This window comes from Parendozoicomonas sp. 2304DJ65-17 (genome assembly GCF_058148445.1).
This window is the reverse complement of record NZ_JBYVJV010000016.1, coordinates 38902-51855: the sequence shown is the minus strand read 5'-3', so window position 1 is coordinate 51855 and position 12954 is coordinate 38902. Positions and strand designations below refer to the sequence as shown.

At 48.7% G+C, this 12954-nt stretch carries 8 protein-coding genes and 1 tRNA gene; 3 read left to right on the top strand and 6 right to left on the bottom strand.

Annotated elements, in window-relative coordinates:
* Positions 1-131: 131 nt before the first annotated feature.
* Positions 132-208 (top strand) — tRNA-Asp (locus ACY2RR_RS23845).
* A gap of 38 nt (positions 209-246) precedes the next feature.
* On the opposite strand, the gene ACY2RR_RS23840 is transcribed toward ACY2RR_RS23845, so the two are convergent.
* The 5 genes from ACY2RR_RS23840 to ACY2RR_RS23820 form a co-directional block, all read right to left on the bottom strand.
* Positions 247-1875, bottom strand: coding sequence for a uridine kinase family protein (locus ACY2RR_RS23840; protein WP_490110705.1), 1629 nt, complete (start codon positions 1873-1875; stop codon positions 247-249).
* A 135-nt stretch (positions 1876-2010) separates the two neighbouring features.
* Positions 2011-4434: a hypothetical protein gene (locus ACY2RR_RS23835; RefSeq protein WP_490110704.1), complete on the bottom strand. Its 2424-nt coding sequence runs from the start codon at positions 4432-4434 to the stop codon at positions 2011-2013.
* 164 nt (positions 4435-4598) lie between these two features.
* The gene (locus ACY2RR_RS23830) at positions 4599-6740 is read right to left on the bottom strand and encodes a carboxy terminal-processing peptidase (protein ID WP_490110703.1); all 2142 of its coding nucleotides are present in this window, start codon (positions 6738-6740) and stop codon (positions 4599-4601) included.
* Between the two features lie 225 nt (positions 6741-6965).
* On the bottom strand, positions 6966-7148 hold the full coding sequence (locus tag ACY2RR_RS23825; protein WP_490110702.1) for a hypothetical protein: 183 nt from the start codon (positions 7146-7148) through the stop codon (positions 6966-6968).
* A 149-nt stretch (positions 7149-7297) separates the two neighbouring features.
* The gene (locus tag ACY2RR_RS23820; RefSeq protein WP_490110701.1) at positions 7298-8599 is read right to left on the bottom strand and encodes a M18 family aminopeptidase; all 1302 of its coding nucleotides are present in this window, start codon (positions 8597-8599) and stop codon (positions 7298-7300) included.
* A gap of 202 nt (positions 8600-8801) precedes the next feature.
* Here ACY2RR_RS23820 and ACY2RR_RS23815 point away from each other — a divergent pair, with 202 nt between their 5' ends.
* The gene (locus tag ACY2RR_RS23815; RefSeq protein ID WP_490110700.1) at positions 8802-10634 is read left to right on the top strand and encodes a hypothetical protein; all 1833 of its coding nucleotides are present in this window, start codon (positions 8802-8804) and stop codon (positions 10632-10634) included.
* A 65-nt stretch (positions 10635-10699) separates the two neighbouring features.
* A complete protein-coding gene (locus ACY2RR_RS23810) occupies positions 10700-11167 on the top strand; it encodes a pyridoxamine 5'-phosphate oxidase family protein (RefSeq protein ID WP_490110699.1) in 468 nt (155 codons plus the stop codon).
* Positions 11168-11226: 59 nt separating this feature from the next.
* On the opposite strand, the gene rhlB is transcribed toward ACY2RR_RS23810, so the two are convergent.
* The gene (rhlB, locus tag ACY2RR_RS23805) at positions 11227-12426 is read right to left on the bottom strand and encodes an ATP-dependent RNA helicase RhlB (protein WP_490110706.1); all 1200 of its coding nucleotides are present in this window, start codon (positions 12424-12426) and stop codon (positions 11227-11229) included.
* Positions 12427-12954 lie beyond the last annotated feature (528 nt).

Sequence of the window (12954 nt, the reverse complement as noted above, 5' to 3'; positions counted from 1 at the left end):
GTGATTAGCTCAGCTGGGAGAGCATCTGCCTTACAAGCAGAGGGTCGGCGGTTCGATCCCGTCATCACCCACCAATTCGAGAGGTTTGTTTTGAGGTTTACTCTTAACAGGCTCGTCTCAAAAGTTAGCGCGGACCGGTAGTTCAGTTGGTTAGAATGCCGGCCTGTCACGCCGGAGGTCGCGGGTTCGAGTCCCGTCCGGTCCGCCATCTTTAAAAAGCCCCTGCACAAAGTGCAGGGGCTTTTTTTATGAACTTTTCACCATTCCTTCATGTAAAGGCGGTATTCCAAACAGGGTGTCTGGGTACTGCATATAAATACTTTGTGGCGCTTTTGGGGGCTGAGGGGAAAACATTCTTTTCTTTCCGGTGTCGTGCGTTGGTTTCTTTCCCCAGCTCGACTCACTTTCTGAAGAATAAAAAACACTGTTCCTGTGGCGATCTGCCCACATCCAATTAGAAAGTCCGTCGAAAATGATGGTGTAGGCTCCCAGGGGTGGGGCTTGTATTGAACTGATTATTCCGTTTGGATTCAGTTCCAGAGTGGTTGTATGCCCCTGAAGAGACAGAACCAGGTAAAGTGATTCGTGATGAAGAGAGAGACTGGCGGCCCATAACAGAACAGTTGTTATCAAGCCTCCCCGACCGCCTTCTTTTAAAAGTCGTATCTCTTGATCGATATAGAAGGAAAAGCTTTTCAGCAAGCTCTCCTGTGAGGTGGTGAGCCGATTACTTTCTCTATCCGACTCCAAGTCCTGTAAACGGTCGATGGCGCCTTCTCGATTCAGGCTATCGAATACCGGATGGGACTTCGCCAGTGATACAAATAAACTGTCACTCTCTTTGACTGGGAGATGAATAAAGAGTTTTGACGTTGTCAGAAATGATTGAATATTTTCCCAGAATACTGGTGGCGGTGTTGCAATACGGTTATGCAGGCTAGCTTGGGTACTTTCAGAATTGCTGGAATCCTTTACCCTTGCAAGCCATTTGTTTTGTTGTGTTGTTAACTGAAGTTGTGGCGTAACTTCAGAGGATGGTAAATATCCTGAAGTGAGCTTTCTATTAACGGCAGGTATAGGAGATGATTGAGCCCGCTCCATTGGTGGTACAGATTCAGTGGGGCGCCAGTGAAATACTGCCTGCGCTCGTGCCTGGTTCGGTCGTATGGATGTGGGATATTGATTATCAGCCACATTTGCCATCGCTGTAACCTGTTTCCAATCCCTTTTTTCTTTGGCTCCTCTCACTGCTCTGTTCCAGCGAATTAATTCTTTTGGCGCGTCCAGAAACATGGAGAAGTGCATATAGGGGGAAAGAACGGATCCAAGGCAGTGAGTGCCTTCAAAGATAAGAATTTGATCCTGAGAGTAATCAAGGCGTGTATTAGGATGCAGTTGTCCATCCTCCCTGCTGTAACAACTGGCGTTATATGGCAAACCATTTTTAATTTTTTCCATACAGTCTTTTAATTCATCCCAGCGGTACTCATCACCAGCGCAGTACCCGGACGTGCCATCAGCTCCAACAAGGGGAGTGAATCTTTCTTTTCGCGTGGCTCTGTCTTCCAGGAAATCATCCTGACTGAATGTGCCTATTGAGACCGACATTCCCATTTGTGCAGCCTGTTCATGAAGTAATTCTTTCAATGGCGCGAGCATGAAAGATTTGCCAACGGCGGGTGGGCCATCAATAGCAAGAAAGAAAGGTCCGTTAAGTAGTTTCAGATTCTGGAGCAGGGAGTAGTGACTTAGAATTCTTGTCACCCAGGGGCGTAATGTTTGTTTGGTTTTTTCCGGATCAGCAATGGCAGGTTGATTGATCCAAATAAAGATTAAGGCGATGAGGAGAAAGCATGTCGTTCGGTTACTGTGCATAGAGCGCCCTCGCAGTATTATTAAAAAATACTCAGCGTCCTTGCAGGCCAGATAAACATAGCACAGTGTTTCTAAGGATTTTGTGGGTTATAAAAGACGGGGAGCCAAACGCTCCCCGTAGCTTCGATCGGTTTTCTAACTGATAGCGTCTGTGGCTTTGTTCAGATTCTCGATAGTGGCAGGTATGCCATTACCATTCAGCCATTGGCCTAAAGTGAAAATCAAACGACGTGATTCGCTGGGGCTGGCATCTGCAATTTGTTGCATCAGATCCTCTTCGAACCCAAGGAAGTTACATAAAGCTCGCCATTGGTAACGATGTGGGTGCAGCCCTTGGTATAAATCTCTTAGATCGTCGGTCTCCAAAGAAGTATCGCTAGGTCTATCGGCTAGAAACTCCATAAATGTGGTGTCATCGGTATCAGCTCCGATTTCCACTTCAAGTTTGCGGGAGATGTTGTGAGCCAGTTCTTCGTTGTTACCGGCCCACTCCAATTGAATAGCAGCATGCAGTTGTTCCAGGGTAGGAGGATGCTCTGGTTTACGAACTGCATGCACCCACCACTTCAACATGCGTTCAAGATATATTGTAGGGTCGCCAGCATGCTTTTCGAATCGATCAATATCATCTGGGCTGATACCTAGAGCAAGACAAAACTCCACCCTGCGGTCAACAAGCTCTTCTTCATGACCTTCCAGTAATGCCTGTACGCTTTCTACATCATCAGACGTTAATGGCTCAGTGGGAGGTTTTTGTTTAAGCCTCTGTAATCTAGGATCAAAGGCAACCATCTCGGGCGTTAGCTCAAAGGAGGGGTCTAATGCCTGAGCCGCTTTTAGTCCTGTTTCCTCCCCAATAACGGCCAGTGCTGTGTACATGTTTCGAAGTGTTTGAGGAAGATTGTGCTTACCAGATCCATGCAGCCACATCTCAAGAGCGCGATACAGGCAAGCTGAGTCATTATTGGGAAACCTTCTTGCCAAATGTTGCAAGCGCATCTCATCTAAACCCAGCCGGCGAAATAGCTGTTGCCATTGGCTGCGGTACGGATATAACCCCCTCTGAAGCCTGCCCATTATGCTGAACTTAAGGTGTTCATCCAGCCCGAATCCTACCATTGCGTCTTCCAGAGAAATATCTCTGGACGTATGACTGGTATCGAGCCCAAGTTTTTGGGCTATTTCTGCAGCCAACTCTTCACTGTCTCCTCCTGCCCGCAGCAGAATGACAGCATGAAGATTTGTAAGGGTTGGCACGGAAGGGTAAAGCGTCACCCACTCTTTTAATACAGCGGGTATTCTGGGAGGCTCGAGATAACAATCTTTATGCAGAGCCTGGCCGTATATTCCTAAAGCCAGTGCAAGCTCCTCCCAGCGGGCTTCAAGGTGATCGCAGTGGTTGCCGAGCAGTGACATTATGGCGCTGTAGTCATCGGTGCCCAGGAAGTCGTCATCAGGGTCTTTTTCTAGCAGAGTTCGCCATGGTTCACTGGCCGCTGGCTGTGTGTCCATAGCTTCTGGATATGTTGAGCGGCTTCTTTTCGCAGGTGAGGATACCTCCATATCAGAAGGTTCATCATCTTTTGGTCGTGCTCGTTTTCTACTTGGGGGGGAGGCAGGTTCGTCAGAACCGCCTCTTCTGGGAGTATTTTCTGCACCAGAGGGTGAGATGTGCATCTTTGTCATCTGATGATTAAGGGCCATCTCTCGTGCTTCTTCTACCTCAGCTTCCATACCTGCAGCAGACATGGCGCTAAAGAGGCTGCCGAGGGTTGGAGATGAAAGTTCATCACCCAGCCAAAACTCCAATGCCTGAAATAAAGCCTTAGAGTCATTGCCTGGATTATCAAGCTCAAGCGCTCCAATGACATTAGAATCAAAGCCCAGTTGTGTGAATATTTCCTGCCAGTGTTCCCTGTAAGGGTACAGTGCTTGATACACTGCATTAAAATCGGAGTAATCGAGGCTCGTATCTAATGAGCCTTCAGCTAATGATTTTGCAAAAGTGGGTTCTTTAAATGGTCGGTTGGCATTGCGTCCAAGCTTGCTGGCGATATTTTCGGCTAACTCCAGATGGTCACCACCCGATGTCATCGCGATAGCCTGGTAAAGAACTTCAAGGGTTGCCGCTTCCCCTCTTGTTGTCAGCCACTTTTCCAGAATAGGTCGAATTGCGCTGGGGTGGCTACTGCCTGTGCCCCTAATGTATCTGTAATTGATGCCAAGAGCTAAGCTAAATCCCCTATGCCGTTTTGCAAGGTGCACGAGGCCATGCTCAAGCAGTGACAAAAGACTGTCACAATCCTTAGGGCTCAGGGGGGCGTTGAATGGTCTTCCCCTCAGCGCCTCCCAGGCTTCATCATAGCTTTGCTCTTGAGCTTCGACAGCGTAAGACCCAATGGGGCGCGCATCAGGTGTTGATTCACAGTCCATACCTTCCGGAGACAATAACTGTTTTTGAGAAGGCCGGGAGGATTCAGCTCCCTCTGAATGGGAGGGTGGGGTATTGCTGGCCCCTGCTGGTGGTTTGGGGGGATTTCCTGGACCTGCTAAACCCATCGTTGGCCTCCTTGCCTGCAGCAGTGTTAAAGCCTGAAGGCTTTAACAGAATAAATAGGGTCTGTGGAAACTATAGCAATTGCTGGGGGGGAGAATCTGAAGGAGGGGGTGGGCCCCGCAGTTTGTACTGCAGGGGGGCTTTTCGGGTTTTGGGGAAGGAGAATTTACTGGTTGTTTTTAGCAACCATTGGGCTTTTGGTACGAATCCAGTCGCCGAGAATTTCACCGGTTTCAACCAGCAGTGCATCTTCTTCAGGTTTCTTATCTTTCTTGTTCTGGCTGTACTTATCGGTCTGTTCTTTTTCCAGCTCTTCGAGATTCTTATAGGGCTTCTCACCTTTGGCTTTACGCAGGGAGTTTTCTATAGCAAGCCGTTCTTCCCGCATGGAAGTGATTTCCTGCTTGCGCTTTTTCTCATTCAGCTGAACAACCGTACGGCCGTCGAATTGCTTTTGATATTCCCGCAGTTTATTCAAATAGATAAAGTCCGGGTTATCAGCGATGCGCTTTTCATGTTCTTTAGTCAGTTCAGGAACAACAGGGGCAAGAGGTTTAAGGGCCGTGTACTGTGTTGGTTTAATCTCGGTGTATGGCAGTGCATTGGGCAGAGAGCTCTCGCCAATATCTTTGGGGTCAAACAGGGATGGATAGCTGATATCTGGAATCACGCCACGGTTCTGGGTGCTCTGGCCGGAAACCCGGTAGAACTTGGCAACAGTGAGTTTCAGTTGGCCGTGATTTAGCGGCTGGATGGTTTGTACTGTGCCTTTACCGAAACTCTGACCACCAATAATCAGGGCGCGCTGGTAGTCTTGCATAGCACCTGCAAATATCTCTGAGGCAGAGGCGCTGAGACGGTTGATCAGAACAACCATAGGGCCGTTATAAACTTCTTTAGGGTCTGGGTCCTGTTGAGCCTCTGTGCGGCCACGGCTGTCTTTTACCAGCACTGTAGGCCCTTTAGGTATAAACAGGCCAGTTAGCTGGTTGGCTTCCTGTAGAGAGCCTCCGCCATTGTTGCGAAGGTCGATAACCAAACCATCAATCTTCTCTTTTTTCAGCTCATTAATCAGCTTTCTAACGTCGCGGGTAGTGCTTTTGTAATTTGGGTCACCAGCCTGAGCCGCTTTGAAGTCTATATAGAAGGCTGGGATATCAATAACGCCAATACGCTTCTTCTGGTCTCCCTTGCCCACTTCCAGAATATTCTTTTGGGCAGATTGTTCTTCAAGCTTCACCTTATCCCGGTTGATGGGGTAAATACGGGTTTTACCGTCACTGGTGCTTGAGGGGATAATTTCAAGACGAACCAGAGTACCTTTGGCACCACGAATCAGTTTCACCACTTCATCCAGGCGCATGCCGACAACATCTTCCATCTTGCCGTCTTTGCCCTGAGCTACTCCGATAATCTTGTCGCCGGGTTTCAGCTGACCGGCTTTATCAGCAGGCCCAGCAGGAACAATACTGATAACTTTGGTGTACTCATCTTCAGATTGGAGAACAGCGCCAATACCTTCCAGAGACAGGCTCATGTTGATATCAAAATTCTCAGCGCGCTGGGGAGAGAAGTATTGGGTATGTGGATCATAAAGCTGAGTGTAAGAGTTCAGGTAAAGCTGGAATGCATCTTCGCTGCGGGTCTGGTGTAAACGGCGCAGTTGGTTGTTAAAACGCTTGGTCAGCAGCTCAGAAATTTCTGACATCTTTTTGTCATTCAACTTCATGCTGAGAACGCTGTCTTTCAGCTGACGGCGCCACAGATCTTGCTGTTCTTTAGTGTCTTTCAGCCAGTTTGCTTTTTCCCGATCCAGCTCCAGTGTTTCGTCTTTTTTGAAATCGAGTTTATCCAGTCCTGCGCTAATAAGCTTGAGCATATAACGAATACGCTCTTCGCTGCGCTCGCGATAACGGTTGAAAATTTCAAAGGCTGGGCGAAGGTTGCCGCCTTTCAGGGCGTCATCGAGATTGTCCTGGTACTTGGCAAACTCTTTGAGGTCGGAAGCGAGAAAGAAACTGCGGTTGCGATCCAGAGTATCGAAGTAACTCTCAAAGATTTTCTCTGAACTGGATTGGTCAAGGCTCAGTTTTTCATAGGAGTTGTTTTTCAGCAGCTGCACAACGTTAACGCTGGCAATGGCTTGGTTGAGAGTTGGTTTCAGCGCTGGAACCGGTTGGCTCAAATCTTCTGCAGCTCGGGCTCCTGATGCGATGAGCAGGAAGAATGCAAGAAGGCTGAAGGTCAGGTGAATCTGCCTGCGAGCCTGACATAAGGAAAAATGGAAAGCTTTGGGACTGAAGCGCATCAGCTATGTCACTCTCTTCTCGGTGTTGTCGCCAGCCCGGGAAGAGGGTAGCGAAAACATCCCTGTTTTTTTGGATGGCGCTGTCATTTAATGTCTAGTGTTCAGTACCGAACATTTCAAACGCATTAAGAACAGTGCTTTCAGCACTATAGCATCATCCTGATACTGTTTGTTGGTTGATTTGTATCAACTATTAAGAGTGGTTAACTGATTTCTTAAAGGTGATCAGTTTTCGCTCAAGATAAAACCATACTCACGGTCATCCAATTGCTCTGCTGTTAGAACTGGTGTTTTTTTCTTGTCGTGTATTGGTAGCGAGCGGTTCTGTTTGGCCATGGCGGCTTCCAATTCCTGAAGTTCTTTCTCTAAAGCTGTATCAGGTCTGGTGAGGGTGCTGTAGTGGGACATGATGATTTGTCTGGTCAGTAATTCGACAGGTTAACATTCCCCCAAAATGTACTTGATTCGTTATTGTACGGATTCTGATGTTGAAAGGTTGTGAAATAAAAACGTCACGCATCCGATGGAATGCATGACGGGAATATTTTGATGTGCGATTAAGGCAGAAGGTTCTTCATTTGGAAATAACGAGAGAGAACTTTACTCAGGCCTGCTGCATCTTCACTACCAGCAAGTTCACGCACAGAGTGCATGCCAAAAGTTGGCAGACCGATATCCAGCGTACGAACACCTAACTCACTGGCAGTCAGTGGGCCGATAGTACTGCCACAACCCATATCGGTACGGGCAACAAAAGCTTGTACCGGAACGTTTTCCTGTTCGCACAGTTGGCGAATCAATGCACTGGTTTCACTGGAAGTGGCGTAACGTTGGTTGGCGTTGATCTTGATTACCGGACCTTCGTTGATCACCGGACCATGATTGCTATCGTGACGGTCGGAAAAATTAGGGTGCACGGCATGGGCGTTATCTGTAGAGATCATCACCGAGCGCTGCATGGTGCGGGTTAACTCTTCAGAAGTTTCGCAGATACGTTCCAGAGTTTGGCGGAGGAAAGGCCCGCTGGCACCGGTGGCGCTTTGACTGCCAACTTCCTCGTGATCATTGCAGATCAGCAGGCAGGGATAATCACTGTCGCTGGCAGCAATCAAAGCTTCCATGCCGGTAAAGCAGCTGAGCAGGTTATCGAGGCGAGCCGAGACAATAAACTCATCGTTTAAACCAATGGTTGCCGGTGCCTGGGTGTCATAGAAGAACATTTCATAGTCCAGCACGTTGGAAGGTTGTTCTCCCTGTTTTTCCAGTTCAGTTGCTAACAGATGGCGGAAATCTGGTTTATCTTCGTCTCCTTTCAGGCGGCAGAGCACCGGTGGAATATCTTTCTGGGGATTAATGCTGCGTTTTTTGTTGGCTTCCCGGTCCAGGTGAATAGCAAGGCTGGGAACTGTTGCCACGGCTTTAGTGAAGTTAACCAGGGAGTTGTGGATCTCACCTTTGGTATTTTGCCAGGTTACCCGTCCAGCAATGGATAGGTCTCGGTCAAACCAAGGGTTCAGCAGCGCGCCGCCATACACCTCCACACCCAGCTGGAAGTAGTGCTTATTATTGAGCTCGGGGTTCGGTTTAACCTTCAGACAGGGGCTGTCAGTATGAGCGCCAACCATTCTCAGGCCGTGTGAGGCAAAGTCACCTTTACCGGTGGTGAAGGCAATGATGGCAGAGTCATGGCGGGTAACGTAGTACTTCTTTTCGGCTTCTAATACCCAGCTGTCACGCTCATCAAGGGCGGTAAATCCGGCTTTATCGAGTCGGCAGGCCATTTCGGCAGTGGCATGGTATGGCGTGGGTGAAGCCTGCAGAAAGGACAGCAGTTCTTTATTAAATCCAGCGGTATCCATAACGTACTGAGGTCTTGGTGGGAGAAAGCTTAAGCATATCATTTGCCCCCCTAACACAACAGAAGTGCCAATTTTTCCAGACCGGCTATATTTGCCGGTCGGTGAAAGTGGTGTTGCAAATATCATCAGAAAAGATACTGCAACTTCAAAAGGTATTGATAAGAAACAGTCCCTAGAAAAAGGCTGTCGACGGGAGTGATTCTTGGAAAGGCAGCGTTTATGGCCATTGCTGGTAATTGTTGTGGGGTTGCTTCTTCCAGCTGTGACGAAGGGCTGGCCATCGGCTGTTGATGACTATGTTTCAACATCATCTTTTCATGCCAAGGAACGCCGTGGAAGCTGGTATGCCGTTAATGATGTAGGCACTTATATTGTTTATGGTCACAGGGTCGTTCTTTTTGAAGGGGTGGACGTCCCTGAAGATGTATCAAAACTTATGGTAAACCTGGTTCTTGGAGGTTTCTGGAAAGAAGGGAACCTGCTGACCCAGGAGCTTCTGTTTCGCCATATTTGGAAGCTATTGCCGAATTATGCCCATCAACTTCTATCTGTATCTTCACAGCTATGGGTAGCGCTAGCCCTGTATCGCTCTTTTATGCAGGAGGTGACTCCTCTTTTTACCTTTTTGAATGATTACCGGAAAACCCTGACTGGAGACTGGTATGAGGGCACGATGCCGATTCTGGTAAATGATGCAGAGCTCTCATTCCAGTTTTTTGCTCAGGCGGCCTTTCCCAAGAAAATTATTGACCCGGTGACTGTAGAGCTTGACCGGGTTCCTTCGATGAAAAATATTCCAGCACTCTCCCGGCCTTTTCCCCATGCGAACCCCTGGGGGGAGCTTCATAAAGAAATGGAAACCAGTAGTGTCAGTCGACTTCGTCTGGGAGGCGCAATAAACGGCTCTTTTGAACTGCGCTTCAAAAACCCTGTTGCCAATGGCCGTGAACAACTTATCAGTGCTGCGCTGGACAGTATTTATCAGCCAGTTCCCTGGCTGTTTGAAGTGATTCGACAAAAAGTGCCGAGGCAGGAGATACGCCTCTATGCAAGCCTGTTGTCTCAGGATGCGCTGGAGCTGGCTGCCCAGATGTTGTCGTGTCACAGAGAGCACCCCAACCTTCAGGCCGGGGAGAAAGGCCTGTGTTTGTCTGGCGTTCTGGAATCTGTGGATGGAGGGTTGTTCTTCCGCCCAAGGGTGCCAGTCGTGCTGCCACAAATATGGGAAGAGCGTGATTACAGTACAGGCCGGGTGTTGCCCTTGAGTGGTTGCAACTTTAGCAGCCGACCTATGTGCTGGGAAAACTATCTGGTACTAGGCGATCTTTCGGTTCTCTCTCGCCAGCCTCCAATGACCCTTTACACCCGATTTTCCAGTTTTGCTGAGCGCAACAGAACAATTCTGCTCAATCGTGAACCGCAAATATGGTATCAGGGCAGTTACTTTCAGATCAGGATTCCTGAACTTATGAGTCGCTTTGCTCTTGGTGTGGTCAACGTTGTTGGGCAGATAGCAGTCAATCGTCTGATTGTCTCCATACATCATGGGATTTGGGGTAATGGTGAACAGCCCGTCAAGAAAAGTGATGAAGATATGCCCAAATCTAAATTGTTGGATAATCACGAGGAATCTGAAGTTCTGGGCTGTAAAACGTGTGGTGGAACCTGTAAACATCCACGTTGCGGTATTGGCGGGTGTGGCCGTTACCAGGCGGGAACGTTGGTGGATTTTGGTTGCCATAACATCTGTTCCGGTTGCCTTAAAAGACACATGAAAGTTGCAAATATAAAACCCTGTGAAAACTGTGGAGTCATCCACTGGAATAAAGTGAATCCAAGAAGTTTCCAGCACGACAGCTATGCCTCAACTCGTGATGCTCCCAAAATACCTGTCTGTCCATTGTGTCGGGCTGAGCTGGATTACATGAAAGGGAACTTGATGAAGTTCTTGGGAGAGGAGTGCAATCGTTTATCTCTAGGGGTTCTCTGGTTATTTAGCGATGGCTTCCGAAAAGTTGCCGATGATGGCGATTAAATGCCTTGGTAACACTGAGATTGTTTTGAGGTGTTGCTGGTTTTTCTGTTGTAAGAGGAAAGTGTATGGGAACCAAACTGACTCCGGCAGAGTTGTTAAAGAGTAATCACTATTGTGTGCTTTCAACTGCCAGTAGCCGGGCGGAACCTTGGTCTACACCTTTGTTTTATGCATTTGATGAGCATTGGCGATTATTCTGGATTTCTGCCACTAGTTGCCGGCATTCACAGAATCTTGCAGAAAACCCAAGAGCCAGTGTGGCGATTTATGAACCTCCCGGAGTGTCCCATGAAGTGTCTGCTTTATATTTGTCCGGGATGGTGAGTATCTGCCAGAGAGAGCAACTGAGCTATGTGCTGGATATTTATATGAAGCGAACGGAGCTTGGAGTCTCCGGGCGTGTGGAGGATTATCTCGGGAGTAGCCCATGTCGCATTTATTGTCTCGACACTGAGCAGGCATTCACTTTGCAGGAACCGGAGTGGGATGACAATCTTCTGCTGGATAAAAGAGTCGCGATTGAAATCCCCTGAAGAAAAAAATGGCCGCTCTTTTCTAAAGTGCGGCCATTTTCATTTTGTCTTGAGAACGATTAAAACAGTTCTTCAGGTGGGCGTGTGCAGCTAAGGCGATCTCCCAGCAGCTCTTCCAATGTTGGAATCAGGAAGGAGTCGTCTTCACAGGCAAAGCTGACAGATGTTCCCGTAGTACCAGCACGACCGGTACGGCCAATGCGGTGAACGTAATCTTCCGGATCTTCTGGCAGGTGGTAGTTCACAACATGGGAAATACCATCAATGTGAATGCCCCGGCCGGCCACATCGGTTGCTACCAAGACTCGCAACTTCCCAGCACGGAAATCTTCGAGGGTTCTGATACGTTTTTTCTGTGGAACATCACCAGACAGCATATCTGCACGAATGTTGTCTTTGCGCAGTTTCTCTGTCAGTCGGCGAGTCTGGTCTCTCCGATTGGTGAATACGATGACCCGCTCCAGGTTGTGGCGGGTAATCAGGTTGTAGAGAATCTTGTATTTGTCTTCCGTGCTGACAATCCAGACTTTTTGGTCAACCGTATCGGTTGCCACGCTCTCTGGCTCGATCTCTACTTTCAGAGGGTGCCAGGTCCACTGTTCTCCCAAGCGCAAAACATCTTCACTGAAGGTTGCTGAGAACAGCAGGGTTTGACGGTCGCCGGGACGAGGGGTGGAGCGGATAATGCGACGTACCTGAGGGATAAAACCCATATCCAGCATGCGGTCCGCTTCATCAATCACCATGGTTTCCACAAGATCCAGGTGAATGTCTCTGCGCTCACAGTAATCGAGCAAGCGACCCGGAGTGGCAACCAGAATATCAACATATTCCTGCTTTAGCTGCTGGCGCTGCTTTTCATAGTCCATACCACCAACAACCATGACGGTGTGCAGTTTGGTGTACTTGGTCAGGGCTTCAGCGTCTTTGTGGATCTGCATGGCCAGCTCCCGGGTAGGAGCGATTATCAAAGCGCGAGGTTCGCCAAGATAACGTTCATCAGGAGCTGGAGTTTCCAGCAACTGTTTAATGGTGGCGATCAGGAAGGCCGCTGTTTTGCCGGTGCCGGTTTGAGCCTTACCGATAGCGTCCCGACCCTGCAGGGTGGCTCCCAGCACTTCCGCCTGAATCGGTGTGCAGTATTTGAAACCAAGATCGGCAACAGCGTGAAGCAGTTCATTCGGCAGGTTGAAGTCGTGAAAGCGCGACTTGCCTTCTTCTACCGGCACCTGGAACTGGCTTGGGTCCCAGTCGTTCACCGTCTGAACAAACTTTTCCTGATGACGTTTATTACGTTTGTGTGGATGGCGTCCACGTTTTTTGGGGCCACCATGGTGTGACTTGGAATCCTGACTCTTAGGGGAATGTGCTGAAGAGCTGTTTCCCTGAGTAGTGTTGTCACTGTTGCGGCGCGTGCCGGTTTTCGCGCGCTTTTTCTTAGACCGGCTGAAAATATTTAGAAAACCACTCAAACCTGGTTGTTTCCTTCTCGTTAGGTAAAACAGCCTGAAACTGAATCAGCGTTGATCCGTTGTTTGGAGCTGTTGTGGGCACCGCTTTTCTGAAGTGATGGCCTGGCGCTATCGGTGAAAGTCGTAAATCCAGCCTCTGTCCCCTCACCGTTTCTGTTCTTTGGCAGGGGAATCTTCGCCGGAGGATAGTCAGGCACTCAGAACGCTTTGGTGCGGTAATCAGAGCATTATCGGCTGCTGGGTCTCAGTTGTCGACAGTGGGTATGATTTGGGAGCTTTAAATCAGCCTGAATCTGGTTCAGGCTGACAGGTTTA

Excerpts from the sequence above, each read along its gene's own strand:
- ACY2RR_RS23840 (WP_490110705.1), bottom strand. The coding sequence starts at position 1,875 with ATGCACAGTAACCGAACGACATGCTTTCTCCTCATCGCCTTAATCTTT.
- ACY2RR_RS23835 (WP_490110704.1), bottom strand. The coding sequence starts at position 4,434 with ATGGGTTTAGCAGGTCCAGGAAATCCCCCCAAACCACCAGCAGGGGCC.
- ACY2RR_RS23830 (WP_490110703.1), bottom strand. The coding sequence starts at position 6,740 with ATGCGCTTCAGTCCCAAAGCTTTCCATTTTTCCTTATGTCAGGCTCGC.
- ACY2RR_RS23825 (WP_490110702.1), bottom strand. The coding sequence starts at position 7,148 with ATGTCCCACTACAGCACCCTCACCAGACCTGATACAGCTTTAGAGAAA.
- ACY2RR_RS23820 (WP_490110701.1), bottom strand. The coding sequence starts at position 8,599 with ATGGATACCGCTGGATTTAATAAAGAACTGCTGTCCTTTCTGCAGGCT.
- ACY2RR_RS23810 (WP_490110699.1), top strand. The coding sequence starts at position 10,700 with ATGGGAACCAAACTGACTCCGGCAGAGTTGTTAAAGAGTAATCACTAT.